The 26,317-nt window shown below is 67.1% G+C and carries 25 protein-coding genes and 1 tRNA gene; 13 read left to right on the top strand and 13 right to left on the bottom strand.

Annotation, left to right across the window (positions count from 1 at the left end):
- Nucleotides 1–5: 5 nt before the first annotated feature.
- Nucleotides 6–1,022, bottom strand: a complete 1,017-nt coding sequence (locus ACE3Q6_RS12735) for a hypothetical protein (protein ID WP_374432798.1) — start codon at nucleotides 1,020–1,022, stop codon at nucleotides 6–8.
- A 182-nt stretch (nucleotides 1,023–1,204) separates the two neighbouring features.
- Here ACE3Q6_RS12735 and ACE3Q6_RS12740 point away from each other — a divergent pair, with 182 nt between their 5' ends.
- A complete protein-coding gene (locus ACE3Q6_RS12740) occupies nucleotides 1,205–2,140 on the top strand; it encodes a DMT family transporter (protein WP_374432800.1) in 936 nt (311 codons plus the stop codon).
- Here ACE3Q6_RS12740 and ACE3Q6_RS12745 read toward each other — a convergent pair.
- Nucleotides 2,113–2,691 carry a thymidine kinase gene (locus ACE3Q6_RS12745; protein WP_374432802.1) on the bottom strand — a complete coding sequence of 193 codons (579 nt, stop codon included), beginning with the start codon at nucleotides 2,689–2,691 and terminating at the stop codon, nucleotides 2,113–2,115. The genes ACE3Q6_RS12740 and ACE3Q6_RS12745 overlap by 28 nt on opposite strands.
- Before the next feature lie 364 nt (nucleotides 2,692–3,055).
- Between ACE3Q6_RS12745 and ACE3Q6_RS12750 the strand changes: the two genes are divergently transcribed.
- Nucleotides 3,056–3,508 carry a hypothetical protein gene (locus ACE3Q6_RS12750; RefSeq protein ID WP_374432804.1) on the top strand — a complete coding sequence of 151 codons (453 nt, stop codon included), beginning with the start codon at nucleotides 3,056–3,058 and terminating at the stop codon, nucleotides 3,506–3,508.
- A gap of 28 nt (nucleotides 3,509–3,536) precedes the next feature.
- Here ACE3Q6_RS12750 and ACE3Q6_RS12755 read toward each other — a convergent pair whose 3' ends face one another.
- A complete protein-coding gene (locus ACE3Q6_RS12755) occupies nucleotides 3,537–4,883 on the bottom strand; it encodes a DEAD/DEAH box helicase (RefSeq protein WP_374432807.1) in 1,347 nt (448 codons plus the stop codon).
- A gap of 379 nt (nucleotides 4,884–5,262) precedes the next feature.
- Here ACE3Q6_RS12755 and ACE3Q6_RS12760 point away from each other — a divergent pair, with 379 nt between their 5' ends.
- Complete coding sequence (locus ACE3Q6_RS12760; protein WP_374432809.1) at nucleotides 5,263–6,324, top strand: efflux RND transporter periplasmic adaptor subunit; 1,062 nt, start codon at nucleotides 5,263–5,265, stop codon at nucleotides 6,322–6,324.
- Complete coding sequence (locus ACE3Q6_RS12765) at nucleotides 6,321–9,464, top strand: efflux RND transporter permease subunit (protein ID WP_374432812.1); 3,144 nt, start codon at nucleotides 6,321–6,323, stop codon at nucleotides 9,462–9,464. The genes ACE3Q6_RS12760 and ACE3Q6_RS12765 overlap by 4 nt, the downstream gene beginning before the upstream one ends.
- Nucleotide 9,465: 1 nt before the next feature.
- Here ACE3Q6_RS12765 and ACE3Q6_RS12770 read toward each other — a convergent pair whose 3' ends face one another.
- A complete protein-coding gene (locus ACE3Q6_RS12770; RefSeq protein WP_374432814.1) occupies nucleotides 9,466–10,116 on the bottom strand; it encodes a pyridoxamine 5'-phosphate oxidase family protein in 651 nt (216 codons plus the stop codon).
- 71 nt (nucleotides 10,117–10,187) lie between these two features.
- Between ACE3Q6_RS12770 and ACE3Q6_RS12775 the strand changes: the two genes are divergently transcribed.
- A complete protein-coding gene (locus tag ACE3Q6_RS12775; RefSeq protein ID WP_374432818.1) occupies nucleotides 10,188–10,316 on the top strand; it encodes a hypothetical protein in 129 nt (42 codons plus the stop codon).
- A 92-nt stretch (nucleotides 10,317–10,408) separates the two neighbouring features.
- Here ACE3Q6_RS12775 and ACE3Q6_RS12780 read toward each other — a convergent pair.
- A tRNA-Ala gene (locus ACE3Q6_RS12780) sits at nucleotides 10,409–10,484 on the bottom strand.
- A 105-nt stretch (nucleotides 10,485–10,589) separates the two neighbouring features.
- On the bottom strand, nucleotides 10,590–10,925 hold the full coding sequence (locus ACE3Q6_RS12785; protein ID WP_374432820.1) for a TIGR02300 family protein: 336 nt from the start codon (nucleotides 10,923–10,925) through the stop codon (nucleotides 10,590–10,592).
- A gap of 124 nt (nucleotides 10,926–11,049) precedes the next feature.
- On the opposite strand from ACE3Q6_RS12785, the gene ACE3Q6_RS12790 reads away from it, so the two are divergent.
- The 3 genes from ACE3Q6_RS12790 to ACE3Q6_RS12800 all read left to right on the top strand — a co-directional run bounded on the left by ACE3Q6_RS12790 (nucleotide 11,050) and on the right by ACE3Q6_RS12800 (nucleotide 13,401).
- The gene (locus tag ACE3Q6_RS12790) at nucleotides 11,050–11,742 is read left to right on the top strand and encodes a M48 family metallopeptidase (protein ID WP_374432823.1); all 693 of its coding nucleotides are present in this window, start codon (nucleotides 11,050–11,052) and stop codon (nucleotides 11,740–11,742) included.
- Nucleotides 11,743–11,775: 33 nt separating this feature from the next.
- A complete protein-coding gene (locus ACE3Q6_RS12795; protein WP_374432826.1) occupies nucleotides 11,776–12,423 on the top strand; it encodes a GntR family transcriptional regulator in 648 nt (215 codons plus the stop codon).
- Between the two features lie 129 nt (nucleotides 12,424–12,552).
- Nucleotides 12,553–13,401, top strand: a complete 849-nt coding sequence (locus ACE3Q6_RS12800; RefSeq protein ID WP_374432831.1) for an alpha/beta fold hydrolase — start codon at nucleotides 12,553–12,555, stop codon at nucleotides 13,399–13,401.
- A 56-nt stretch (nucleotides 13,402–13,457) separates the two neighbouring features.
- Here ACE3Q6_RS12800 and ACE3Q6_RS12805 read toward each other — a convergent pair whose 3' ends face one another.
- From ACE3Q6_RS12805 to ACE3Q6_RS12815, 3 genes are read right to left on the bottom strand one after another with little or no spacing between them, the layout of a single operon-like run.
- Nucleotides 13,458–13,652: a hypothetical protein gene (locus ACE3Q6_RS12805; RefSeq protein ID WP_374432833.1), complete on the bottom strand. Its 195-nt coding sequence runs from the start codon at nucleotides 13,650–13,652 to the stop codon at nucleotides 13,458–13,460.
- A gap of 2 nt (nucleotides 13,653–13,654) precedes the next feature.
- Nucleotides 13,655–13,846, bottom strand: coding sequence for a hypothetical protein (locus ACE3Q6_RS12810; protein ID WP_374432836.1), 192 nt, complete (start codon nucleotides 13,844–13,846; stop codon nucleotides 13,655–13,657).
- The gene (locus tag ACE3Q6_RS12815) at nucleotides 13,843–14,184 is read right to left on the bottom strand and encodes a hypothetical protein (RefSeq protein WP_374432838.1); all 342 of its coding nucleotides are present in this window, start codon (nucleotides 14,182–14,184) and stop codon (nucleotides 13,843–13,845) included. The genes ACE3Q6_RS12810 and ACE3Q6_RS12815 overlap by 4 nt, the downstream gene beginning before the upstream one ends.
- 180 nt (nucleotides 14,185–14,364) lie before the next feature.
- Here ACE3Q6_RS12815 and ACE3Q6_RS12820 point away from each other — a divergent pair, with 180 nt between their 5' ends.
- Nucleotides 14,365–15,276, top strand: coding sequence for a pirin family protein (locus ACE3Q6_RS12820; protein ID WP_374432840.1), 912 nt, complete (start codon nucleotides 14,365–14,367; stop codon nucleotides 15,274–15,276).
- A 117-nt stretch (nucleotides 15,277–15,393) separates the two neighbouring features.
- Nucleotides 15,394–16,137: a class I SAM-dependent methyltransferase gene (locus ACE3Q6_RS12825; protein WP_374432843.1), complete on the top strand. Its 744-nt coding sequence runs from the start codon at nucleotides 15,394–15,396 to the stop codon at nucleotides 16,135–16,137.
- Here the strand turns inward: ACE3Q6_RS12825 and ACE3Q6_RS12830 are convergent.
- A complete protein-coding gene (locus tag ACE3Q6_RS12830; protein WP_374432845.1) occupies nucleotides 16,134–18,647 on the bottom strand; it encodes an ABC transporter permease in 2,514 nt (837 codons plus the stop codon). The genes ACE3Q6_RS12825 and ACE3Q6_RS12830 overlap by 4 nt on opposite strands.
- A complete protein-coding gene (locus ACE3Q6_RS12835) occupies nucleotides 18,644–19,339 on the bottom strand; it encodes an ABC transporter ATP-binding protein (RefSeq protein WP_374432848.1) in 696 nt (231 codons plus the stop codon). Before ACE3Q6_RS12835 ends, ACE3Q6_RS12830 begins: the two co-directional genes overlap by 4 nt.
- A 52-nt stretch (nucleotides 19,340–19,391) precedes the next feature.
- On the opposite strand from ACE3Q6_RS12835, the gene ACE3Q6_RS12840 reads away from it, so the two are divergent.
- Entirely contained in the window at nucleotides 19,392–20,036 is a 645-nt protein-coding gene (locus ACE3Q6_RS12840) for an arylesterase (protein ID WP_374432850.1), read from the top strand.
- Here the strand turns inward: ACE3Q6_RS12840 and ACE3Q6_RS12845 are convergent.
- Nucleotides 20,033–21,181, bottom strand: a complete 1,149-nt coding sequence (locus ACE3Q6_RS12845; RefSeq protein WP_374432852.1) for a M24 family metallopeptidase — start codon at nucleotides 21,179–21,181, stop codon at nucleotides 20,033–20,035. The two genes, ACE3Q6_RS12840 and ACE3Q6_RS12845, sit on opposite strands and share 4 nt — an antisense overlap.
- 85 nt (nucleotides 21,182–21,266) lie before the next feature.
- Here ACE3Q6_RS12845 and ACE3Q6_RS12850 point away from each other — a divergent pair, with 85 nt between their 5' ends.
- Nucleotides 21,267–24,842, top strand: coding sequence for a hydantoinase B/oxoprolinase family protein (locus ACE3Q6_RS12850; RefSeq protein ID WP_374432854.1), 3,576 nt, complete (start codon nucleotides 21,267–21,269; stop codon nucleotides 24,840–24,842).
- Nucleotides 24,843–24,863: 21 nt separating this feature from the next.
- Here the strand turns inward: ACE3Q6_RS12850 and ACE3Q6_RS12855 are convergent, their stop codons facing one another.
- On the bottom strand, nucleotides 24,864–25,592 hold the full coding sequence (locus ACE3Q6_RS12855) for a class II aldolase and adducin N-terminal domain-containing protein (protein ID WP_374432855.1): 729 nt from the start codon (nucleotides 25,590–25,592) through the stop codon (nucleotides 24,864–24,866).
- Between the two features lie 279 nt (nucleotides 25,593–25,871).
- Between ACE3Q6_RS12855 and ACE3Q6_RS12860 the strand changes: the two genes are divergently transcribed.
- Entirely contained in the window at nucleotides 25,872–26,303 is a 432-nt protein-coding gene (locus ACE3Q6_RS12860; RefSeq protein ID WP_374432858.1) for a hypothetical protein, read from the top strand.
- Nucleotides 26,304–26,317 lie beyond the last annotated feature (14 nt).

A 26,317-nucleotide genomic window follows, 5' to 3' on the forward strand; every position in this document is an offset into this window, starting at 1 on the left:
GCGCCCTATCCGCTGCAGATGCCCTGCATGGCGATCCAGCTTTCGTCCGGGATCAGCGGCGAGGGCGCAAGGCCCTTGTAGGGATCGTTCGAGGCAAGCCCCGCATTCGCCTCGGGCGAGACGGCAAGGGCATAGGGCGTGGCCGGAATTTGGGCCGCCTCGAAGGCGGACAGGATGCTGGTTTGCGGCAATGCGGCGGGTGGGGCCCGCAAGAGCGCCTCGCCATATCCGGCCAGCGCGGTATCGGGCAGTTCGGCCGTGGTCAGAAGCTGCACCGTGGCCTTCATGCCGGCATGATCCAGAAGGGGAATGATCGGGTCCTGGGTCCGGCTGCGCAGGCGTTCCACCAGCGCGGCCCCGGCAACCGCCTCGGGGCCGTTGGCCTGTTCGATCAGGCGGCGGGGCAGGATGATGACGTCGCCCGGCAGGTGCAGCGGGTTCTCCACCCCCTCGGGCAGCACATAGAGGATCGGCGTATCCACCGGGCCGAACACCCGTTCCGACAGCGCCGCAAGGGCCTGGAGGCCAAGCTGGTTGTTGCAGGCCGCGCCGGTCACGCGGGTCAGGTCGTCCAAGGCGCGCTGCCCGATATCGGCGCGCTGCGCCAGCGGCACGACCGAGGCGGTGTGGCGGACAAGGGCACCGGGAAGCCAGAGGACGCCCACCAGGACCACGGCCAGGGCGGCCCCGCCAAGAAGGACGCCGCGCAGGCGGCCGGGCTTGGCCGTGGCGGCCTGCACGGCATGGCGGACGGCGCCAAGGGCCGCGATCATGTCGGGGTCGGTCAGTTCCAGACTTTCGCTGGCATCCGGGCCGGGGGCGAAGATGGGCGGCTCTTCGCCGCGGTTCACCCGCTCGATGGCGGGCAGGGACCAATGCGAGATGGCAGTGCCGCTTTTCGGGTCGGAGAGGACAAGCGTCGCCTCGCCGAAGCGCACGAGGACTTCGCGGCGCTGGTCCTGCGGCGTCTCGCGCCACAAGCCACCACATTCCAGCCGTTGATACTTTCGGAGCGCCGTCATCGGCTGCGGGGTCTCTGCCTGTTTTGCGGCAAGCTTATCCGTCCCGGCGGTCGGGGACAATCCACCCGTGCCGAGTTCACCGATGCACGCAAGCGACCGCGATTTGCCCCAAATGGTCGCGTTCGGGCTGGCAAGCGCGGCGTATGTCAGGTCCTGTCGGGAAAATTACGCTGGACGTGCATATGACCGAGACGCCGAACCGAACCCTGGCCGCCTTTGGCGCGGTGTTGATCTATGCCTCGGTCATCGCCTTCACCGACAACTATGTGCGGGTCATCGCCCGGGATGCGGGGCTGTGGCAGTTCCACGCCACACGGACGGCGATGGCCTTCTTGATCCTCGCGCTGGTGGCGGTGCCTTTCGGGCTGAAGCTTTGGCCCAAGCGACCCAAGGCGGTGGTGGCGCGGTCGGCCATCCACGGGGCGGCGATGGTGATCTATTTCGGCGCGCTGGCCTTTCTGCCGGTGGCCCAGGTCGCTGCGGGGCTGTTCACGGCGCCGATCTTCGTCCTGTTGATCCAGCGCTTCGCCTATGGCCGCCCGATCCAGGGCCTTCAGATCCTGGCCGTGGTCGTGGGCTTTGCCGGCGTGGTCATGGTTCTGGGACCCGAGGCGCTGTCGGGCGCCACCTTCGCGGCGCTGTTGCCGGTGATCTCGGGTGCGCTTTATGCGATGGGCAACATCGCGACGCGGGAATGGTGCGAGGGCGAGACGCCCGAGACGATCCTGGCCGGGTTCTTCGGAATGCTTGGGGTGATCGGAGTGATTGGCATGGCGGTCCTTCTGGTGATGCCGATGACGGTGCCCGAGGGGCCCGAGGGCTTTTTGCAGCGTGGTCCGGTCTGGCCGACGGGCGAGTTCCTGTGGTGGACCTTCGTTCAGGCGGCGGGCTCGCTTCTGGGTGTCGGGATGATCGTCAAGGCCTATCAGATCGCCGAAGCCTCGCGCGTGTCGGTCTTCGAATACGTGATCCTGCCGGCCTCGGCCGCCTGGGGGTTCATCCTTTGGGGCGAAACGCTGACCTGGCTGGCCGTGGCCGGGATGGCGCTGATCGTGCTGGCGGGCGTGATGATTGCCCGGCCTCAGCCCGTTCAGTCGCCCATCGCCTCGCGCCAGTGACGGCGGCAGAGGCTGACGTAGGTCTCGTTCCCGCCGATCACGACCTGCTCGCCTTCCCGCAGCGCGCGCCCGTCCGGGCCGCGGCGGATGACCATGGTGGCCTTTTTGCCGCAATGGCAGATCGTGCGCACCTCGCGCATTTCGTCCGCCCAGGCCAGAAGCGCGGCCGAGCCGGGAAAGAGGTTTCCCTGGAAGTCGACGCGCAGGCCGTAGCACATGATCGGGACGCCCAGGTCATCGACGGCGCGGGCCAGTTGCCAAACCTGGTCCTTGGACAGAAACTGCGCTTCGTCGATGAAGACGCAGGCCACGGGGCCCTTCTCGAACCGCGACTTCAGCTTTTCGAACATGTCCTCGCCGGGGCCGAAGGTGTCGGCGGGCTCACCGATGCCGATGCGGCTGGCGATCCGTCCCTGTCCGGCGCGGTTGTCGAATTGCGCGGTGATGAGGTAGGTCTGCATCCCACCTTCGCGGTAGTTGTGCGACGCCTGCAAGAGCGAGGTCGATTTCCCCGCGTTCATCGTGGAATAATGGAAGTAGAGCTTGGCCATGGCGCGATCCCCTAGCCGATCACCGGGCCGCGCTGCAAGCCTGTTGGCTGGCAGGCACGGCCCGGCTTTTTGGGGAACCGTTCGATGGGCAGGGTCGCGGCCCGACGTACCACTTACACACACAAGAGCGGCCCATGCCGCTTACCGGAAAACACGGGCCCGCCGCGTTTCGTCGGCACCGCCGTCACCCCGAGGCCGGGGAGATGCGGCGGGCCCCACCCAAACCGATGCTGGGGACATCGGCCACTCACTAACGTTCCGGATGGTCCGGAACCTCTTTGACAAATGGTTTCCATCCGATTAATGGGAAAAAAACAGCCGGTTTCCCCATGCGTTACGGTGGGGAAGGTTCGTGGAGCAAGTGATGTCGGTCGCGTCCTATCTGAAGAAGCACACCGAGGCTTTGGTCAAGGATGTGGGGATCGAGGCGGCCTGTGAACTGACCGGCAAGTCCAAGGCGACCTTGGGACGGTATTATTCGGACAGCGACGAACATGACGACCGGTTCATGCCGATCGACGTGGTGGCCCAGCTGGAGGCGTCGAGCCGCTTTCCCCATGTGACCGCCGCACTGGCCGATCTGCGCGGGATCACGCTTTCCTATGACGGCGAGCGCCGGAATGCCGCCAGCACCGGGGTGAACCATGACGTGGTGGCGCTGGCGCAGCGGTTCGGAATCCTGATGGCCGAGTACAACCAGGCCATCGGGGATGGGAAGATCTCGGTCAACGAGGCCAAGCGGCTTCTGCGCGAGACGCTGGCAATCCAGCAGGTGCTGCTGGAGATGAAACTCAACCTTGAGGAAGAGGCAAGCTGAAGGGCCGGTCGGACCGGCCCCTTAGGCTTTAGCGCGCGTCGCGGCGCGGCGCGAAGCTTCCGCCCTGCGGTTTTGCCGGGCGCTGTCCGCCAGGCTTGCCCTGGCCCTGGGGCCGACCCTGGCCGGGCTTGGCCGGGCGCTGGCCTTGCGGCTTGGCGGTCAGCTTCTGGCCCTGCCGCCCGCCGTTGCCGGGCCGCTGGCCACGGTTCTGGCCGGGCTTCGGGGCGGCCGCGACGACATCCGCCGCCCAGGGAGCACCCCCCACAACCGGCAGGGGCGCTTTCAAGAGCTTCTCGATCGCCTGCAACTCGCCCATCTCGGCGGGCGCGCAGAAGCTGATCGAGGACCCGTTGGCCCCCGCCCGCGCCGTGCGGCCGATGCGGTGGACGTAGTTCTCGGGAACGTTCGGCATGTCGAAGTTGTAGACATGGCGAACGGTCGGGATGTCGATCCCGCGCGCGGCGACGTCGGTGGCGACGAGGACGTCAAGCTCGCCATTCCGGAACTCGGTCAGGGTGCGGTCGCGCTGGTTCTGGCTTTTGTTGCCGTGGATCGAGCCGACCTTGAAGCCCCAGGTGGCCAGAAGCTTCGCCAGTTTCTCGGACCCGTGCTTGGTGCGGCCGAAGACCAGGGCCTGCTCGCCGGGGTGCTTCTTGAGATATTCTTCAAGCAGCTTCGCCTTGTCGCCGTTCGGGATGTAGTGGACGCCCTGGGTGATCCGTTCGACGGGTTTGCCGGGCGGGGCGACCTGCACCTTGATCGGATCGCGCAGGTAGGTGTCGGCGATCTCGCCGATGTCCTTGGGCATGGTGGCGCTGAAAAGCAGCGTCTGGCGCTTCAAGGGGATGTGCTTGGCGATCTTCCGCAGGGAATGGATGAAGCCCATGTCCAGCATGTGGTCGGCCTCGTCGAGGACGAGGTAACCGCATTTCTCAAGGCTCACGTCGCCGCGTTCCAGAAGGTCGATCAGGCGGCCGGGGGTCGCCACAAGGACGTCGGTCCCCTTGGACAGCGCCTGCGCCTGCTTGAAGAGCGAGGCGCCGCCGACGACCATCGTCACTTTGACGGCAGTGCCCTTGGTGAAGACCTCGAAGTTGTCCTTGATCTGGGAAATCAGTTCCCGGGTCGGCGCAAGGATCAGCGCGCGGACGTTCTTCGGACCCGGCGGGTGGCCGATGTCGAGCAGCCGGTGCAGAAGCGGCAGGCCGAAGGCGGCGGTCTTGCCGGTGCCAGTCTGCGCGAGGCCCATCAGATCGCGGCCTTGCATGATATGCGGGATGGCCTGCGCCTGGATCGGCGTCGGCGTCTTCAGCGTGGTCTTTTCCAGCGCTTTCAGGATTTTCGGCGAAAGGCCGAGGTCGGCAAAAGTGGTCATGGGAATCCCATTCGTTCAGAGGGCCTGCGACCCTCGTCCCGGACCAATGCCCGTGACCGTGCCGCAAGCGGCGCCCCTGCGTGACTAATGGGAACCAGAGCGTCCGGGCCTTTCGGTGCTCACGCGGCACGGGCTTCGGACACGGGGGGACATGGGGGCTTTCCGGGCGCAAGTCAATGCCAAAGCGGTTGGAAGAGCAGGCTGGACCTTGTTTCCACGCAGGCGTATGACTTCCGCCGTCAACGTACAGAGTCTTGCCCTGCTTCCGGCCGTCGGGCCAATATGGGACCCGTGACGGGAGAAGTCTTTTCCGATCAACCGCTTATCCGGGTTCCGCGAAGCCATGCCGAGATTTCATCGAATTGCCGCCCTTTGCGTCATGGCAGGCGCCGTCGCCTGGATCGTGACGGGAGAGTTCTCGTCGGTCGGCAGCGCGCAGACTGCCGAGGGTACGGAATCCCAGACGGTCGAGACCGCGGCGGCCGAGGGCGCCCCGCTGGTCCGCACCGTCTCGGCGGTTGAGCCGGTGTTCATCGACCATGCGCGGTCCATCCGCTTGTCCGGCATCACCGAGGCGGACAAGCGGGTCGAACTGGCGGCGCGCGCAGAGGGGGTGATTGCCTCGCTGGCGCTGGTCAAGGGCGGGGCGGTCGAGGCCGGGGCCGTGGTGATGGAGCTGGAAGGCCCCGAGGCCGTGGCCCAGGAAGAGATCGCCCGCATCGCGCTGGAGCAGAAGGAGCGTGACCTGGAGGTGGCGCAGAAGCTGTTCGAGGGCGGCAGCACGTCGGAGTCGAACCTGACCAATGCTCGTTCCGCCCGAGACGCGGCGCAAGCCGAGCTGAACCGCGCCCAGGCCTCGGCCGACCGGCTGCGCCTGAAGGCGCCCTTTGCCGGGATCGTCGATACGGTCGCGGTCGAACTTGGCGAATGGGTCCAGACGGGGACTCCCGTTGCCACCATCCTGTCGCTGGACCCGATCCTGGTGAAGGCCGAGGTCAGCGAGGTTGACCTGGGCGCGGTGTCTGCCGGGTCCACGGCCAAGGTGAAGCTGGTCAACGGGACGGAGATGGACGGCACCGTCCGGCTGGTCGCCCGGGAAGCAAGCGCCCAGACCCGGACCTTCCCGGTCGAGATCGCCCTGCCGAACCCGCGCATGACGCTGCCCTCGGGCATGACCGCCGAGGTCCTGCTGTACGCAGCCCCGGTGCGGGCAGTCGTGGTTCCGCGCTCGATCATCACGCTTTCGGACAAGGGCGAGCTGGGGCTGCGCGTCGTTGGGTCGGACAATGTGGCCCAGTTCGCCGCCGTGCAGATCATTGACGACACCGCCGATGGCCTGGTCGTGACGGGGGTGCCCGACGGCGTGCGGATCATCACCGCGGGCCAGGACCTGGTGCGCAACGGCGATACCGTCGAGGTCGTCTCCGGGGTCGGTCAATGAAGATCGTCGAAACCGCCATCGCCAATGCCCGGCTGACCATCTCGGTCCTCTTGTTCCTGATGCTGGCCGGGACGATGGCCTATGTCTCGATCCCCAAGGAGGCCGAGCCCGACGTCCAGATCCCGATCCTCTACGTCTCGATGCACTACACCGGCATCTCGCCCGAGGACAGCGAGCGGCTTCTGTTGCGCCCGATGGAGACGGCGCTGAAGTCGATCACCGGGATCAAGAAGATGACCTCGACCGCCTACCAGGGCGGGGGGAACGTGCTGATCGAGTTCCAGGCCGGGGCCGACCTGAAGAAGGCGCTGGATGATGTGAGGAACAAGGTCGACATGGCGCGGCCCGAGCTTCCCGATGGCGCGGACGAGCCGACGGTGAACGAGGTCAACCTGTCGGAGTTCCCGATCCTGGTCATCACCCTGTCGGGCGACGTACCGGAGCGGGTGCTCGCCAAGGCCGGGCGCGAGCTGCGCGACCGGATCGAGGAACTGCCGCCGGTCCTGAATGCCGAGTTGCAGGGGGTCCGCGATGACCTTGTCGAGGTGGTGATCGACCCGGGCAAGCTGGCCACCTACGGGCTGCGGCCGGACATCCTGATCGCGGGCTTCGCTGCCGGGAACCAGCTGGTGGCCGCAGGGTCTCTGGAAGGGGCCGAGGGCCGCTATGCGATCAAGGTGCCGTCGCTTCTGGAAACCATCGAGGACGTGGCGAACCTGCCTGTGGTGTCCACCGGGACGGCGACGGTCCGGGTGCGCGACATCGCCACGATCCTGCCGACGCTCAAGGAACCCGAGACGGTCACCCGCCTGAACGGCGCGCCCGCCATCGCCATCGAGGTTTCGAAGCGCACCGGGGCGAACCTGATCGAGACGGTCGACCAAGTGAAGGCCGTCACCGAAGAGTTCAAGCAGTTCCTGCCCGAAGGCACCGAGGTCACCTTCAGCCAGGACAAGTCCAAGGACATCCGCCAGCTTCTGTTCGACCTGCAGAATTCCGTCCTGACGGCAGTGATCCTGGTCTTCATCGTGATCCTTTACGCACTGTCGGTCCGCGCCTCGATCCTGATCGGCCTGGCCATCCCGGCGTCCTTCCTGATGGGGATGCTGGCGCTGTCGCTTTGGGGCTTCACCGTGAACATCGTGGTCCTGTTCAGCCTGATCCTGGCTGTCGGGATGCTGGTCGACGACGCGATCATCGTCACGGAATACGCCGAACGGCGGATGTCCGAGGGGATGGACAAGCGCGAAGCCTTCGCCATGGCGTCGCACAAGATGACCGGCCCGGTGGTCGCGGCGACGATGACGCGGGTGGCGGCCTTCTCGCCATTGCTCTTCTGGCCGGGGATCGTCGGCGAGTTCATGAAATACCTGCCCATCACGCTGATCGTGACGCTGTCCGCCTCGCTCATCTACGCGCTGATCTTCGTGCCCACGCTGGGCGCGCTGATCGCCAAACCCTTCAAGCACCCGCCCGAGCACAAGGACGGGGCCTACATGTGGGTCGTGGGCAAAGCGGTGCGCCATCCCTGGACGGTGCTGACGCTGGCCATCGCGCTTCTGGCGGCGGTGCCCTATGCCTATGTCCAGTACGGCAAGGGCGTGATCTTCTTCCCCGACGTCGAGCCGGAATTCGGCCTTCTCTACGTGAAGGCGCGTGGGAACCTGTCGATTGCCGAGAAGGACGCGCTGGTGGCCCAAGCCGAAGAGCGCATCCTGGGCTGGCCCGGGGTCGAGACGGTCTATACCCGCACGGGCGCGGGCGGCGGCATGGGGCAGGAGGTCGATGCCGACGTGATCGGCGTCATCCAGTACGAATTCGTCGACTGGCGGGAACGGAAGAACGCCAATGCCATCCTGGCCGACCTGCGGCAGGCGATGGTGGGGATCCCGGGCGTGGACATCCAGGTCTCGGTGCCTCAGGCGGGACCGCCCACGGGCAAGGCGATCCAGATCCAGCTTTCGGCGGACGATCCGACCTATCTGAACGAGGTCGCGGTCCAGGTGGCCGAGCGTCTGGCGCAGGTGCCGGACGTGATCGACATCTCGAACGGCCTGCCGCCGCCCGGCGTCGACTGGGAGCTGCAGGTCGACCGCGCCGCCGCCTCGCGCTATGGCATCGCGCCGTCGACCGTGGGGGGCATGGTGCAGCTGGTGACCGGGGGCCTCAAGCTGTCGGACTACCGCCCGGCTGGGGCCGATGACGCGGTGGATATCGTCCTGCGCCTGCCTGCCGACCAGCGGACGATCTCGGCGCTGGACCAGCTCCGCATCCAGACGGCGGACGGGTCGGTTCCGATCTCGAACTTCGTGACCCGGAAGCCTGCCCCCACCACGGGCACGCTGACCCGGCTGGACGGGTCACGCACCGTGACGGTCCAGGCCGGGATCCGCGAGGGCGTGCAGCCCGACAAGATCTACGCGCAGATCACCGCAGCGCTGGATGAGGCGAACCTTGACCAGTATGGCATCCGCTGGAAGCTGGCGGGCGAGGATGCCGAACAGGCCGAGGCCGGGGCCTTCCTGTCCAAGGCCTTCCTCGCGGCGATCTTCCTGATCTTCATCGTGCTTCTGGCCCAGTTCAACAACTTCACCTCGGTCTGGCTGGTCTTGTCCGCCGTCGTCATGTCCACGATCGGCGTGCTTCTTGGCCTGATGATCATGGGCCAGCCCTTCACCATGGTGATGACCGGCATCGGGATCATCGCGCTGGCCGGGGTGGTGGTGAACAACAACATCGTGCTGATCGACACCTACGACACGCTGCGCCGCGAGGGGCGTCCGAAGATCGAGGCGATCCTGCAGACCTGCCGGGAACGGGCGCGTCCGGTGGTGCTGACCGCGCTGACCGCGATCCTCGGGGTGCTTCCCATCGCCTTCGGGCTGAACATGGAGCTTCTGAACCACGAGGTGACCATCGGCGCGCCATCGACCCAATGGTGGATCGCGCTGTCGTCGGCCATCGTCTACGGGCTGGCCTTCGCCACCGTCCTGACGCTGATCATCATCCCGTCGATGCTGATGCTGGTCACCCGGGACGACAACCCCAAGCCTTGGGTCTGGCAGCGGCAGAAGCGGCGCGAGTGGTATGCCCGCTTCCGGCCCGAAAAGCAGCGCGGCCGGGCCCAGCCGGCCGAGTAGGTCAGTACATCGAGGCCCGGTAGTCGGCCTCGAGCCCCTCGTCGACCTTCTGCATCTCGGCCGGATCGGTCGGGGCACCGGTGGTCTGGTCCAGGATCATCTTGAGGAGTGAGGGCATTTCCTTGCGATCCTGCCGCGCCGCCGGGTCCCAGAGCCGGGAACGGCGGAAGGCCTTGGCGCAGTGCAGGAAGACCTCGGCCACGGTGACGACGATGGCGAGGGTCGGCACCCGGTCGTTCACCGCCATGCTGCGCAGAAGGTCCGGGTCGGTCGAAAGCTGCGCCGTCCCGTTGATCCGCAACGTGTCGTCGAAGCCGGGGACCATGAAAAGAAGGCCGACGTTCGGGTTGGCCAGGATGTTCGACAGCGTGTCCAGCCGGTTGTTCCCGGGCCGGTCGGGAATCGCCAGGGTCCGGTCATCCAGCACGTGGACAAATCCTGCCGGATCGCCTCGCGGGCTGACGTCGGCGCGGCCCTCGCGATTCTGGGTGCCGATGGTCAGGAAGGGAGAGCGTCGGATGAACTCCCGCGCGTGGGGGTCGAGGTGGTTCAGGCTCTTCAGCGCGGCGAGCGTATGGACCGGCGGGAAAAGGGCTCTGAGCGCGGTTTCGGACGGCACCAGGTATTCGGCTTTGATCACGGATTGGGACATGTAAAATCCTTTACGAAAGCGCGGTGCTTTTCGTGGATACGGGTTGAACAGGCTGTGTGAGGGGCCCGATCATGAAAGCTGATCCCCGACAGAAATCAAGAAATATCTTCGACGGCGAAAATTATTCGGTCGGCCCTGCCGGAGATTGGCTGGCTCAGGCACCTTTGATGAACGGTGACGGCAGAAAATCCACTGTTTAGCCGCGCATTTGCTTCAGGCGATGAAGCAAAAAACCGAACGGCCCGCTTCCTGGGAAGCGGGCCGATTCAGGTCAGAACCCGAAGGTTCTCTTTGGTGGAGCCAGGGAGGATCGAACTCCCGACCTCTTGAATGCCATTCAAGCGCTCTCCCATCTGAGCTATGACCCCACCGGAGAGAAGCATCGCGGCGCTGCCGTCGCGATGCCGGCTATCTAGGACAGGTCGCCGGGGGGTGCAAGTGGGAAAATCGCCCTTGTCACCCGGCGTTTGTCCTTAGACTTCTTCCTCGTCGCCCGGCACGTCGGCGAGGTCGTCGAGCGAGACGTTGTCGTCCGCGTCGTCTTCCAGAAGATCATCGTCCATCTCGGCGTCATCGGCCACGGCGCCGTCGAGGAGCGCGTCTTCGGTTTCCAGATCCTCGACCAGGACGTCGTCGTCTTTTTCCGGAACGGCGCGCGAAATGACCGAGGCGGCCATCTTGCGGCGGACGGATTCGATGTCCACGATCTCGCCCGTGTAGGGGCTGACGATCGGGGATTTGTTGAGGTCGTAGAAGCGCTTGCCGGTCGTCGGGCAGATGCGCTTCGTGCCCCATTCTGCTTTGGGCATGGTGATCCCTTTGGATGGTGGGTAAGCAGGAAAGCTGCCGCTTGCCACAGGTGCAGGCGACTGTCAAAGCCTTTTGTGTGCTCGTGGAAGTGGCTATGCTGAGGCACGCTTTCAAGGGGATTTCATGCCGGTTCTGCCAGGACCTCCTCCGGTCGAGGTGCATCTCAAGCGCTCGGCCCGCGCGCGGCGATTCTCGCTGCGGGTGTCGCGGCTGGATGGGAAGGTCACGCTGTCGGTGCCGCTGCGCGCCCGCGAGGGCGAGGCGCTGGCCTTCCTGAAGGGCAACGAGGACTGGGTGCGCGAGACGCTGTCGGCACTGCCGGGTGCGGCGCTGCGCCCTGTGGGTCCGGGGTCGGTCGTGCCGGTCGAGGGGGACGAGCTGGTGCTGACCCCCGCGACGGGCCGTGGGGTTCGGGTCGAGGGCAACCAGCTTCTGGTCCCCGGCGCGGTCGAAACGATGGGGCCGCGGGTGGCCGCCTGGCTGAAGGTGCTGGCGCGGGACCGGCTGGCTACCGCCTCGACGCGCTATGCGGGGCTGGTGGGGCGGCAGTATGCGTCGCTTGCTATCCGGGATACGCGGTCGCGTTGGGGGTCGTGTTCCCCCGACGGGCGGCTCATGTATTCCTGGCGGCTGATCATGGCCCCGCCGGCGGTGCTGGACTATGTCGCCGCGCACGAGGTGGCGCATCTGGTCGAGCTGAACCATTCCTCCGCATTCTGGAAGGTCGTGACGGGGATCTGCCCGGACTGGAAGGACCACCGCGCCTGGCTGAAGACCCATGGCAACAGCCTGCACCGGGTTCGCTTTCAGGATTGACCGCCCGGCCCGACGGGTGTTCCCCTGCGCGTCATGCTGACCCCGCGCCCCACGGATCCCAATGCTGCCGCCCATGAGCGGGTCTACCGGACGCTGCGCCAGCAGGTCATGCACGGCGAGCTGGACCCCGGCCAGTCACTGACCTTGCGGGGGCTGGGCAAGCAGTTCGGCGTCTCGATGACCCCCGCCCGTGAGGCCGTGCGGCGGCTGGTGGCGGAGGGGGCGCTGACCCTGTCCTCCTCGGGCCGGATTTCGACGCCGGAGCTGACCCCGGAGAGGATCGAGGAGCTGGCGGCGATCCGGGCTTTGCTAGAGCCGGAGATGGCCGCTCGGGCTCTGCCTAGGGCCCACTTCGCGCTGATCGAACGGCTGACGGCGATCAACCTGATGAACGGCGAGGCGGCGGTCCGGGGGGATGCGGTCACCTATGTCCGCACGAACCTGGAGTTCCACCGGACGCTCTACCTGCGGGCCCAGACTCCGGCGATGCTGGCGATGTGCGAGACGGTCTGGCTGCAGCTGGGGCCGACCATGCGGGCGGTCTATGCGCGGGTCAAGCGGCGCGAGCCGCCGACCCACCACCGGATGATCCTGGCGGCCCTGAAGGCGGGGGATGAACCCGGCCTGCGGCTGGCGGTCCGGACGGATGTGACCCAGGGACTGCGGCACCTGACGGGGTAGTGTCCACGGTGGACGAACGTCGGCACCCGTTGGAAACCAATGGCTTGGCCGCGGCGTTTAACGCTTTGTAAAGATTTCTGACCGCGAGTTTCCGTGGCCTTCACCCCATTCCTGACCAGGAGTTACGGCATGAAACGCATTTCGCATCGGGACATTTCGCTGGCGACGGAGAGCTTCGGGACGGCTGGCAATCCGGCCCTGGTGATGGTCATGGGGGCGACGGCCTCGATGCTGGGCTGGCCGGAGGCGCTCTGTCAGGCGCTGGCCGGCAAGGGCCTTTACGTCATCCGGTTCGATCATCGGGACACGGGGGAATCGACCACGGTTCCGCCGGGCGAAGCCAGCTATTCGGTGGAGGATATGGCCGGGGATGTGCTGGCGGTCATGGAGGGATACGGGCTGGAACGCGCCCATCTGGCGGGGATGTCGCTGGGGGGCTACATCGCGCAGATGGTCGCGCTGCAAGAGCCGGAACGGGTCGCCTCGCTGACGCTGATCGCTTCGGAGCCGCTGGGCTGGGATGGGCCTGCACTGCCGCATATCTCGGAGGCGTTCCTGGAGCATTTCGCGGCGCTGGGGTCTCTGGACTGGTCGAATCGCGATGCGGCGGCGGACTTCCTGGTGGAGAGCGAGCGGCTTTGCGCCGGAAGCGGTGCGCCCTTCGATGCGGCGGCGGCCAAGGCGGTCGCCTTGCGGGTGCTGGCGCGGACGGACAGCCCTGCAAGCATGTTCAACCACGGTTCTGTCACGACGCGCGCGGACTGGACCGGACGGTTCCGCGAAATTTCCTGCCCGGTGCTGGTGATCCACGGCGACGAGGACCCGATCCTTCCGGTCGAAAATGGCCAAGCCATCGCCGACGGGATTCCCGGGGCAGAGATCGACGTTCTCCGTGGGGTCGGGCATGAGCTGCCCCCGCGTTGGTTGGACTGGATCGCGGACCGGGTTGCAAAGCACGTGTCCGACGCAGGACTTTAGCGACGCCCCCCGACATCGCACTTGCCCCAGCCGCGTGATGCAGCTGGGGCGGTGTCCTACACCTTCATGTCCGGATCATGCGTGTGGTGGCGGTCCTGCTCTCCTCCTCCACCGGAGGTCTTGCTGCGGGTGCGGCGGTCCTGGGGATCGGGCGGAGGCTTCTTCGGGTCCTTCGGCGCCTTGGCATTCTCGTGCGAGGCACCGGGGCCGCCCTGGCGGATGGTGGCGTCGGATTTGTCGGAGGTGGACATGGTTAGCGGTCCTGCTGATGGCCCTGGTTCGTGGTGTTGATCCGGGTGTTGCCGGCCTGGCCGGTCTTGTCCGGATTGGCCTTGTTGCCACTGCTGTCGCCCCGGGACTGATCGGAGGCTGAAGTGGCCGAGCCTTCACCGGGGCCTTTCGGGCTGCGGTTTTCGGGCGGGATCGGGGGTTGCTTGGCCGTCATTCCTTGTCCTCCACGATGTCGGCAATCTTTGCGGTGGCGCCTTCGCCTTCGGTGTCCAGCTGGGCGGCATCCACGTCGTCGGGGTCCACGGCCGAGCCGTCGCGCTTGCCCTCCACCGGGTCAGAGTTGGCAAGCCGGGCTGCGGCATGGTCCTGCAACTGCTCGGTCTGCACCGCCTTGCTGTCGAGGCCGCGGTCCTCGGAATGGCGGGACTTGTCGCGGTTGGAGAGCACGGCGTTGGCGGGAATCTCGCTTGCGTCGAGGTCGGTCATGCCGCCGGTGCCGTCGCCCTTGCCCTGAACGGCGGGGCCGTGATGCTTCTTGTCTGCGTTTGCCATTGGTGGGTCGTCCTTCCCGTCGCGGCTTTCGCGCCGCATGGGGTCAACCGGCCGGGACCGGAGGTTGTTCCGGCCGGGAAGGGTGCGGTGCGCCCTTGCACAGGGTCTGCTTGCATTTGCGCCTTGGCGCAGGGGCCGTGTCGCCCCATGTTCTGCGCAACGCAAATTCAGGAGAGACCCATGTCCATCCGTCCCGTGATCGAGACCCGCCGCGCCCAGCCGCATATCGAGGGCGCCGGCGTCCATTTGCACCGCGCCTTCGGGTTCCAGGACCCGACCGAGGCGGACCCGTTCCTCTTGTTCGACGATTTCCGGGGCGAGCATCCCCGGGATTACTCGGCAGGCTTCCCGTGGCACCCGCACCGGGGGATCGAGACGATCACCTACGTCCTTGCCGGGACCGTGGAGCATGGCGATAGCTTGGGCAACCGGGGCATCCTGGGGCCGGGGTCGCTGCAGCTGATGACGGCGGGGCGGGGGATCCTGCACCAGGAGATGCCGAAGGGCGACGACAAGGGGCGGATGCATGGCTTCCAGCTCTGGGGCAACCTGCCGAAGGCCTTGAAGATGACCGCGCCGCGCTATCAGGACATGCCGGCCGAGGCGCTGCCCGAGCGGCATGAGGATGACGGCACCAGTATCCGCGTGGTGATCGGGGATTACCGGGGGGTGAAAAGCCCGGTCGAGGGGATCGCGGCGGACCCGCAGTATCTGGACGTCTTCGTCCCGGCGGGCAAGCGGAAGACGTTCAAGGTCGACACCCGGCGTCGGGCGTTCGCCTATGTGTTCGAAGGGTCGGCGTCCTTCCGCGATGCGGCGCGGCCCGAGGGCGTGCTGCTGGAGAAGGAAGTCCGTGGGCAGGAGGTCAACATCCGTGACCTGTCGGGAAACCGGACTCTGGTTCGGTTCGGTGCGGGCAACGAGGTGACGGTCACGGCGGGGCCGGAGGGGGTGCGGTTCCTGCTGGTCAGTGGTGCCCCGATCGAGGAACCCGTCGCTTGGGCGGGGCCGATCGTGATGAACACCGAGGCCGAGCTGCGCCAGGCCTTCACCGAACTGCGCAACGGGACCTTCATCCGGCCCGCGCACTGACGTCCTGCGGATTGCAGGCGAAGGGCCCGCCACCCCGGCGGGCCCTTTCGCTTGGGCCGGGTTGCGAAGCCGCCCGCTCCCCGGCATGGTGACCCGGGTAAAGTCGCGGGTCCGGTGATGTACCTCAAAGCCTCTGGCATCCTGCATTACCGCTTCCTGCGCGGCCTGCATGAGGCGTGCCTCTTCGACTGGTATCTGGAAGTGGGGTGCCGGTCGGGGGAAAGCTTTGCTCCGGTCCGTTCGAAGACCATCGCGGTGGACCCATTCTTCCAGGCAGAGATCAACATCATCGGGAAGAAACCCGCTCTGCATGTGTTTCAGCAGACGAGCGACGACTTCTTTGCCAGCGGCTTCCTTGCGCGGAACGGGATCCGGCTGGGGCTGGCCTTCCTGGACGGGATGCATCTGTTTGAATACCTGCTGCGGGATTTCATGCACACCGAGGCGGCGATGGCACCCGGAGGGGTGATCCTGCTGCATGACTGCGTGCCCTACGGGCCGGGAATGACGACGCGGGACCTGTCGCGCTTGCCGAAGGGGTCCTGGACGGGCGATGTCTGGAAGCTGATCCCGATCCTGCAGGAATACCGGCCGGACCTGACGCTGACGGTGCTGGATTGCCGCTCGACGGGGCTGGTCGCTGTCTCGGGCCTGGACCCCGACAATCGCGTGCTGGCCGGGGCCTATGACCGGATCGTCGCGGATTGGGCCGGGGTGGAGCTTGAGGACTACGGGGTCAAGCGCTTCTTCGGGTCGTTCGAGATGGTCAGCGCCCGGGCCGAGAAACAGGCGGGATATCCGCTGTTCCGCTCGGCCAGGATCGAGGGGGTCGGACTGGAGCCGGTTCCGGTGACCCCCTAGTCCTGAGCGCGCAGCGTCCTTGCCGGGCGCGCGTTCAGCGGCCTGAGCGCGAAGAAGAGGCCGGCGAGAAGGGTGGCGAGGACGCCGCCCAGGACGATGCCGATGGCCGACAGGGGTTCGAAGCGGTAGGTCGAGTCCATGACGAAGGTCATGACGGCCCAGCCGGATATGCCGCCCGCGATGACGGCGACCACGCCTGCGGCGGCGCCCATGAGGGCGGACCGGAGGGCGAAGCTGGCGAGGATTTTCCCGCGCGTCGCGCCGAGGGTTTTCAGGATCGCGGATTCGTAGATGCGGGCGCGTTCGCCTGCGGCGGCGGCTCCGATCAGGACGACGAAGCCGGTGATGAGGGTGCCCGCGGCGGCCCAGGCGGTGGCGGTGGCGATGGCGGAAAGCGCCTCGGCCACGCGGTCCACGGCCTCACGGATGCCGATGGCGGTGATGTTCGGCCAGGTTTTTGTGACGTCCTTGAGGATTTGGGCTTCGGCCTCGGGCGGCGCGTAGACGGTGGCGATGTGGGTGTGGGGAGCCCCGGCCAGTGCGGCGGGGTTGAGCGTCATCACGAAGCCCATCCCGGCGTTGGAGAAGTCGACCTCGCGGAACGAGGTGATCGTCGCGGTCAGGTCGCGGCCGAGGATGTTGACGGTCATCGTGTCGCCGAGCTTGAGGCCGATTTCCTCGGCTTCCTCGGCGGCGAAGCTGATCTGGGGGTCGCCGGTGTAGTCCTCGGGCCAGTAGGTGCCCGCAGTGATGCGAGTCTTTGCACCGGGGGTGGCGGCGTAGGTGATGCCGCGGTCGCCGCGGACGACCCAGTGGTCCCCGGCGACCTCACGCGCTGGCTTGCCGTTGATCTGGGTGATGACGCCGCGGAGCATGGGGGCGGTTTCGATCTCGGTCACGGCGGGGTTGCCGTCCACCGTGGCGAGGAACGGGTCCAGCTGGTCGGGCTGGATGTCGACGAAGAAGAAGGCGGGGGCGCGGGTGGGCAGGTCGGTGGCGATGGCCTGGCGCAGGTTCCAGTCGATCTGGCCCACGGCGGCGAGGACGGAGAGGCCGAGGCCAAGGGAGAGGATGACGGAGGTGGCGTCGGACCTTGGCGCTCCGATGGCCGAAAGCGCCGCGCGGGTGGCGGGGCGGCCGTGGGTAAGCTTCGTGCGGGCGAGGCGTTTGGTGGCCCATCTCAGGCCCGCGGCGGCGAGGGCGAGGATGATGAGGGCGCCGAGGACTCCGCCCGCTGCGCCGAGGGCGAGTTCGGGGATGCCGGAGAGCCAGGTCGCGCTGCCGATGAGCGTCACGGAGAGGAGGGCGAGGGCGGTCAGGTAGCGTTTGCGGGGCCAGGCGCGGGTGCCGGTGCCTCCGCGATAGAGGGCAGCGGGGCGGATCCGTTCGGTCCGGGCAAGGGGGAGGAGGGTGAAGATGAGGGCGGAGAGGGTGCCGTAGAAGGCGGCCTCGATGAGCGCGCCTGGGGAGAGGCGGATTTCCGCGGGGAAGGGGAGGGCGGCTACGATCAGGGGGGCGGCCAGCAGGGGGGCCAGCGCGCCGAGGGCAAGGCCAATGGCGATGCCGATGGCGGAGAGGATCGCGGTCTGCCAGAGGTAGCTGCGGAAGATCAGGCCGCCCTCGGCCCCAAGGGTTTTCAGGGTGGCGATGGTTTCGACCTTGCCGTCGAGGTAGGACCGGATCGCGGCGGAGATGCCGACGCCCCCCACGGCCAGCCCGGCGAGGCCCACGAGGACGAGGAAGCTGCCGATGCGGTCGACGAAGGCCTCGACCCCAGGCGCGGCGTTGCGGCTATCGGTCCAGCGCATCCCCTTGTCGCGGAATGTGGTTTCGGCTTCGTCCTCAAGCGCTTGCAGGTCAGCGCCCGGGGGAAGCACCAGGCGGTAGCGGGTCTCATACATGGACCCGGACGCCAGAAGGCCGGAGTTTGCCAGGGCGTCGGATTGGACGACGGTGCGCGGGCCGAGGGTGAAGCCGGTGGAGGCGGAGTCGGGCTCGCGGGTCAGGGCGGCGGTCAGGCGGAATTCCTGGGTGCCGAGGCGGAAGGTGTCGCCGGGTTTCAGGGACAGGCGGTCGATCAGGACGGGGTCCATAATTGCGCCGGGGAGGCCATCGGTGGTGGCCAGCGCCTCGGCGACGGGGATCGGCGGGTCGAGCTGGGCGGCTCCGGTCAGGGGCCAGGCGTCGTCGACGGCCTTGATCTGGGTGAGGGCCTGGTCGCCTTCGATCAGCGCCATCGAGCGGAAGTCGTAGACCTCGGACACCTGGGTGGCGATGCGGTCCATGTAGGCGCGTTCGTCGGCGTCCGCGGTGCGGTAGGTGAAGCGCATCTCGGCATCGCCGCCGAGGATGACGGAGCCCTGGTCGGTCAGGCCCTGCTGGATGCCGGTGCGAAGCGTGCCGACGGCGGCGATGGCGGCCACGCCAAGGGCGAGGCAGGCGAGAAAGACGCGGAAGCCCTTGAGGCCGCCGCGGAGTTCACGGCGGGCGATGGTGAGGGAAAGGCTCATTCCGCGGCTTTCGCGAGGGCTTCCGGGGCCAGAAGGCCGTCGGCAAGGCGGATCACCCGGTCGCAGCGTTGCGCGAGTTCGGGGGCGTGGGTCACGAGGACCAGCGTCGCGCCGTGGCGGTCGCGGAGGCCGAAGAGGAGATCCATGATCGCCTGGCCGTTGACGCCGTCGAGGTTGCCGGTGGGTTCATCGGCCAGAAGGATCGCCGGGCGCGGCGCGGCGGCGCGGGCGAGGGCGACACGCTGCTGTTCGCCGCCGGACATCTGGCTGGGGTAGTGGTGCATGCGTTTGCCGAGGCCCACGGAGGTCAGTTCCGCCTGCGCCCGGTCAAAGGCGTCGGGTGCGCCGGCCAGTTCCAGAGGTAACGCGACGTTCTCCAAGGCCGTCATCGTCGGAATGAGGTGGAAGGATTGGAACACAACCCCCATATTCCCACGGCGGAAGCGGGCGAGCGCGTCCTCGTTCATCGCGGTCAGGTCCTGCCCGAGGGCGAGAACCTTGCCGCCGGTGGCACGCTCCAACCCGCCCATGAGCATGAGGAGCGACGACTTGCCCGACCCCGATGGCCCGATCAACCCGACCGTTTCGCCCTTGTGGACCGAAAGCGTGATGCCCTTCAGGATCTCGACCGGGCCGGCGTTTCCGGCAAGGGTAAGCCGCGCATCGGTGAGCGCGAGGACGGGATCGGTCATGCAAAAGGTCCTTCGGGTGGGTCGTTCAGTCGGATATGGCGCGGTCCGGCGAATGCGCAATGCTGCAATTGCAGTCTTGTCACTGTCAACATTCGCAATGGCTGAGCCGGTCACGATCGTGGCATTGGGCGACAGCCTGACGGCGGGCTATGGGCTTGTCGACCAGTCGCAGGGCTTTGTCCCGGTGCTGGAGGCTTGGCTGAAGGCCAAGGGGCACGATGTTGTGGTGCAGAATGCCGGGGTTTCGGGCGACACGACAGCGGGCGGCTTGGCGCGGGTCGGCTGGGCGCTGGGGCCGGAGACGGATGCGCTGATCGTGACGCTGGGGGGCAACGACCTTTTGCGGGGGATCGACCCGGCCTCGTCCAAGGCGAACCTGGACGGTATCCTGAAGGAGGCGGCGGCGCGGTCGTTGCCGGTGCTTCTGGTGTCGATGAAGGCCCCGGGAAATTTCGGACCGGAGTACAAGGCGGCGTTCGACGGGATGTATGGGGAGCTGGCGGCGGCCTATGGGACGCTGCTGGCGGATGATTTCTTCGGGGGGCTCAGGGCGGCGGGGGCCGACCCGGCCGACCCGGCCTCGATGGCGGCCTTCATGCAGGCGGACGGGCTGCACCCGAACCCCGAGGGCGTGAAGCTGATCGTCGAGGGGTTGGGCCCGAAGGTCGAGGAGCTTCTGGGCCGCGTCGGCGACTAGGAGGTCACGATCAGGTCAAGGGAATGGCGCGAAAGCCGCTCCACCCCATCGGGTTTGACCAGGACGGAGTGGCCGAGCGTCATGGCCTCTCCGGCGTCGCTGTCCATCAGGATCATGTGCAGGAAGAACACTTGGCCCGCCTGCATGATCAGCGGGTTGCCTTCGTAGAACATCGGGAAGTCGACCCAGATCGGGTTGTAGACCGCGCCCATGCCGTAGCCGCAGGCCTTGAGCCGCGCATGGGACAGGCCGCGCGCGTCGAAGACGCGGGCGTGGGCGGCGTAGACATCCCCCATCGGGGCACCGGGGCGGATGGCGGCTTCACAGGCCTCAAGGGCCGCGACGGCGGCCTCGTGCATCCGGAGGTGGTGGTCTGACGGTTTGCCCACGATCAGGGTTCGCATCATCGCGGCGTGGTAGCGGGCATAGGCGCCGGACCATTCCAGCGTCAGCTGGTCGTTCGGCGCCAGGTGGCGGCGGCCGGAGTAGTAGCGACAGAGAAGCGCGCCGGGGCCGGAGCCCAGGATGAACTCGTTCCCGGCATAATCGCCGCCGCCCTTGAAGACCGCGCCCTGCATGGCGGCGAGGATGTCGCCTTCATAGGCGCCGGGCCGTGCCAGGGCGATGGCCTGGTCCAGCGCGTCGTCGGACAGCTGCGCGGCGCGGCGGTGCATCGCGATCTCGGCAGGCGACTTGACGCGTCGGAGCGCCCGGACCAGGTCGGAGGCGTCGATCAGGCCGGGGATCGCCCTGTGCAGGGCTCGGCTCGTTCGGTCCGTCAGGCCGACGGTGTCGGATTCGTAGCCGATGGGGCCGGTGACGCCGAGGTCGGTCAAAAGGCGGGCGAGGTCCTGGGCGGGGTCCGCGCCCTCGATGTCCTGCCAGATGTGGATCTCATCGGCGGTGAGGGTCGAGGTGTAAAGCGCCTGCCGCAGGTCGGGCGTGCGGGTGAGGAGGTGGAGCTCCCCCCGCGCGGTCAGGACCATGCATTGGAACATCGCGAAGCCGAAGGTGTCGTAGCCGGAGATCCAGAAGTGGCTTTCCGGCGCGAACATGAGGATCGCGTCGAGGCCGCGGGCCTGCAGGGCGGCGCGGGCGTTGGCCAGGCGGGCGGCGTATTCGGCCGGGGTGAAATGCAGCGGCATGGCGGCAGTTGGCGCCTTGGCCCCGAGTCGGTCAAGTGTTGCATCCGCGCGCCGGTCGGGCCACGAAAGGGGGCGGAGGTGCGGCATGGCTTGGGAATTCTGGATCGACCGGGGGGGCACCTTCACCGATGTGGTGGGGCGGGCTCCGGATGGGCGGCTGGTCACGGCGAAGCTTCTGTCCGAAAACCCCGAACGCTATCCTGATGCCGCCGTGCAGGGGATCCGGGATTGCCTTGGGCTGAAGCCCGGAGAACCGATCCCGGATGGCGCGATTGCCGCGGTGAAGATGGGGACGACCGTCGCCACCAATGCGCTTCTTGAACGGAAGGGTGAGCGGGTCGCGCTTATGATCACCGAAGGGTTCGGCGACCTTCTGCGGATCGGCACACAGGCCCGCCCCTCGCTGTTCGAGCTGAACATCCGGCGGCCCGACCTGCTTTATGAACAGGTGTTCGAAATTCCCGGGCGGCTGGATGCGGACGGGATGGAAGTGCGGCCCCTGGACGAGGCGGCGGTGATTGCCGCCCTGACGGAGGCCCGCCGGCAGGGGATCGCGGCTGTGGCCGTAGCGCTGATGCACGGGCATGTGAACCCGGTCCACGAGACCCGGGTCGGCGACCTGGCGCGGGAGGCGGGGTTCACGCAGATTTCCCTTTCACATCAGGTGTCTCGCCTGGCCAAGCTGGTACCGCGGGGGGATACGACGGTCGTGGACGCCTACCTCTCGCCCATCCTGCGTCGCTACGTGGCGCAGGTCGAGGCAGCGCTCGACATGGGCCGGGCGACGCGGCGGCTTCTCTTCATGCAGTCGAACGGAGGATTGACCGAGGCAGGGAGGTTCCAGGGCAAGGACGCGATCCTGTCAGGTCCGGCCGGGGGCATCGTCGGGATGGTTCGGACCGGAGAGGCGGCCGGTTTCGACCGGTTGATCGGCTTCGACATGGGCGGAACCTCCACCGATGTCAGCCACTATGCCGGCGTATATGAACGCTCGTTCGAGACCGAGGTTGCCGGAGTGCGGATGCGCGCCCCGATGATGGATATCCACACGGTGGCGGCGGGGGGCGGGTCGATCTGTTCCTTTCGCGACGGTCGGTTCCAGGTGGGACCGGAAAGTGCGGGCGCCAATCCAGGGCCTGCGAGCTATCGGCGCGGCGGGCCGCTGACGATCACCGACTGCAACGTGATGCTGGGGCGGCTTTCGCCGCAGCATTTCCCGGCAGTGTTCGGACCCGGTGGAGACCAGCCGCTTGATGCGGAGGTGGTGCGGCAGAAGTTCGCCGCGCTGGCGCAGGAGGTGGCCTCGGTAACGGGCCGGCTGGACCCGCCAGAGGTCATCGCCGAAGGGTTCCTGCGCATTGCCATCGACAATATGGCCAATGCGATCAAGAAGATAAGCGTGCAGCGCGGGCATGACGTGACGGCCTATGCGCTGCAGTGCTTCGGGGGCGCGGGTGGGCAACATGCCTGCGGTGTGGCGGACGCGCTTGGAATGAAAACAGTTTTCATCCACCCTCAGGCAGGCGTTCTTTCGGCTTTCGGCATGGGCCTTGCCCAGTTGCGCGCCTTGCGGGAAACGCAATTCGATGCGCCCTTGTCGAAGACCGCCGAGGCGCGGGCCCGGGTCACGGCGCGTGCGGCCGAGGCGGTTGCAGAGTTGACGGCGCAGGGGATCGTCGCGCCCGAAGTCACCGCGACGGCGCATCTGCGCTATGAGGGCCAGCACCAGTCCTTGCCCGTTCCCTTCGGCTCGGCCGAGGAAATGGAACGTTCATTCACTTTGGCGCACCAGGCGCGATTTGGCTTCGTCTCGCCCGAGCGGGCAGTGCTGTTCGAGATGCTCGCGGTCGAGGCCGAGGGCGGCGGTGCGGGCTTGCCGGACCTCGCGCCCGGGGAAGGCGCCGGTCAGCCGGTCGAGCAGCTGCGGGTCTGGGCCGGCGATGGCTGGCAGGACGTGCCGCTTTACCGGCGCGAGGACTGCGGCACCGCGACGCGGATCGCGGGGCCGGCGGTCATCACCGAGGCCACCGCGACGACGCTGGTCGAGCCGGGATGGGAGGCGACAGTCGATGCGCAGGCCAACCTGATCCTGCGCCGGGTACAGGCCGTGGCCCGGCCACCCGCCGCAGGAACCGAGGCGGACCCGGTGTTGCTGGAGGTGTTCAACAACCTGTTCATGTCGGTGGCCGACCAGATGGGGGCCACGCTTGCGAACACGGCCTGGTCGGTCAACATCAAGGAAAGGCTGGATTTTTCCTGCGCCATTTTCGACGCGGCGGGCGATCTGGTGGCGAATGCGCCACATGTGCCCGTGCACCTTGGATCGATGTCGCACGCGGTGAAGACGGTCATCGCGGCCGTGGCGGCTACGGCGCAGGAGGGGGATGCGTGGATGCTGAACGCCCCCTGGAACGGGGGCACGCATCTGCCGGACGTGACCGTGATCACCCCGGTCTTCGTGGGCGGAAAGGCGGCCTTCTGGCTTGGCTCGCGCGGGCATCATGCCGACATCGGCGGACGGACGCCGGGCTCGGCTCCGCCGGACAGCACCACGATCGAAGAGGAAGGGGTGGTGATCGACCTTTTCCCGCTGGTGACGCGGGGAAGCTTGCGCGAGGCGGAGACGCGGGCGCTGCTGGGGTCGGGGCGCTGGCCGTGCCGGTCCATCGACCAGAACATGGCGGACCTGAAGGCCCAGATCGCGGCGAACGAGACGGGGCGGCGCGAGCTTTTGCGCGTCGTGGCGCTTCATGGGGCCGCGGTCGTTGCCGCCTATATGGCGCATGTGCAGAAGAACGCCGAGGAATGTGTCCGGGCGGTGATCGACCGGCTACATGATGGATCGTTCACCTATCCGATGGATATTGGAACAACCATTCAGGTAAAGGTTGCCGTGGACCATGCCACCCGATCTGCGGTGATCGACTTCACGGGAACCAGCCCCCAGCACAAGGGCAACTACAACGCCCCGCAGGCTGTGACCCGTGCGGTGGTGCTTTATGTGTTCCGGACCTTGGTCGGGAAGGCGATCCCTCTGAACGAGGGCTGCCTGAAGCCGCTGACGATCATCGTGCCGGAGGGGACGCTCTTGAACCCGGTCGCCCCTGCGGCGGTGATCGCGGGGAATACCGAGGTCAGCCAGTCGGCCTGCAATGCGCTTTACGGTGCCCTGGGGGTCGTGGCGGCGGCGCAGGGGACGATGAACAACTTCATCTGGGGCAATGACCGGTTCCAGAACTACGAGACTATCGCGGGCGGCACGGGGGCTGGGCCGGGGTTCGACGGCTGTCCGGCCGTGCAAAGTCACATGACCAACACGCGGATGACCGACCCGGAGATCCTGGAAAAGCGCTTTCCGGTACGGCTGGAGGCGTTCGGCATCCGGCGCGGCTCGGGCGGGGCGGGGCGCTGGCGCGGTGGTGACGGGGCGGTGCGGAAGCTGAGGTTCCTCGCACCCGTCACGGTCACCACCTTGTGCGGCAGCCGCAAGGTTGCGCCCTTTGGCGGCGCGGGTGGTGATCCGGGCGCGGTGGGCGAGAACGTGGTGCACTGGCCGGACGGGCGCGTGGAGACGCTGGGGGGCAACGACGAGCGCGACCTGCCAGCCGGTGCGGTCTTCGAGATGCGCACGCCGGGCGGGGGCGGCTGGGGGCGGGCCTAGGCGAAGGCTCGGAGCGCGACGTCAGTGGGCGTAAGCGGGGTCTTCGGCGTCCAGGATCGCGCGGAGCTCGCGCAGATGCGCCTCGGCAAATCCGGGGTAGGCCTCCCACTCGCGCGCGGTCTTCTCAGCGATGGCCTCGGGCAGGACGCGAAGCGGCTGGCCGGTCTGCAGGGCGCGGATGTAGGTCTCGGCGGCGCGTTCGAAGTAGTAGAGGCGGTTGAAGGTCTCGGCCACGGTCCGACCGATGACGAGGACGCCGTGGTTGCCCATGACCATCGTGGTGATCTTCGGGTCGGCCAGAAGCTGGGCACAGCGCGCGCCCTCTTCCTCGAAGGCCATGCCGCCGTAGTGTTCGTCGACGACGTGGCGGTTGTGGAACATGGCCGTGTTCTGGTCGATTGCCGGAAGCCGGCTGTCGGCAAGGCTGGCAAGCACGGTCGCATGGATGGAATGGACATGCATGACGCAGGCCGCGTGGGGACAGGCGCGGTGGATCGAGCCGTGCAGGCCCCACGCCGTCGGGTCCGGCGCATCGGGGCGGGACATCGTGGACGGGTCGTTGGCGTCGATCTCGACCAGCGACGAGGCGGTGATCCGACTGAAGTGGCGGCCGTTCGGGTTGATCAGGAATCGCGTGCCTTCCGGGTTCACGGCAAGCGAGAAATGGTTGGCCACGGATTCGTGGAGCCCAAGCCGCGCGGTCCAGCGGAAAGCGGCAGCGAGGTCCTGCCGGAGGTCCAGGAAAGTCATGTTTGTGTGAAGAGTCATCCCGCGCCCTTTCCGCGAATCAGGCCGCAGCCCATTTGAAGGCTGCAATTCGCCTCAGAATAGGTTAACAGCATCAGCATGGGTACATCCGCGTCTTGGGGGGTGAGTCTTGCAACCTGAGCGCGGAGTTCATGCCAGGCGCCGGCAACCTTGGCTTGAATGTGGCGCAGTTCGGTAGTTTTTCCTGCAAGTTTCCTTTATTCAGGCGAATGCTCTCCGCATTGTTCGACGAGATTGGCAGAAGGTAGTGGAGGAGTGCACGTGCAGACTTTCATTCAGACCGGCCGCCAGCAGGTTAAACAGCACACGCTTGGTGTGCGAGTCATGCTTCTCAGCGACCACTCCGCCGGACCCACGGCGCGGCGCCTTGCCGATTACGGATGCCTCGTGGACCTGAGCGACGACCCGGCCGAGGCGGTCGGCGCGATCCTGGAAGATCCGTTCGGATACGATCTTTTCGTGATGGACTGCGACGGCTTCGGGGGCACCGCGGGTGCCGAGCAGGCGATTGCCGCGTTGATCGCCGGCGATGCCAAGATGCGGGTCATGCTGGTCAGCCAGGACTTCGACGTGCCGGCCTATCCTCTGGGACGCCGCACGGCGGTCTGTCTGCCCGGTGACGTGTCGGAAGCAAGCTTTCGCATCGGCTTCGACCACGTGCTACGCGATCGGGCCGCGCTGACAATGAACTGAAAGGGTCGGGGGCG

Source organism: Tabrizicola sp., from assembly GCF_041913445.1.
Taxonomy (GTDB): Bacteria; Pseudomonadota; Alphaproteobacteria; order Rhodobacterales; family Rhodobacteraceae; genus Tabrizicola.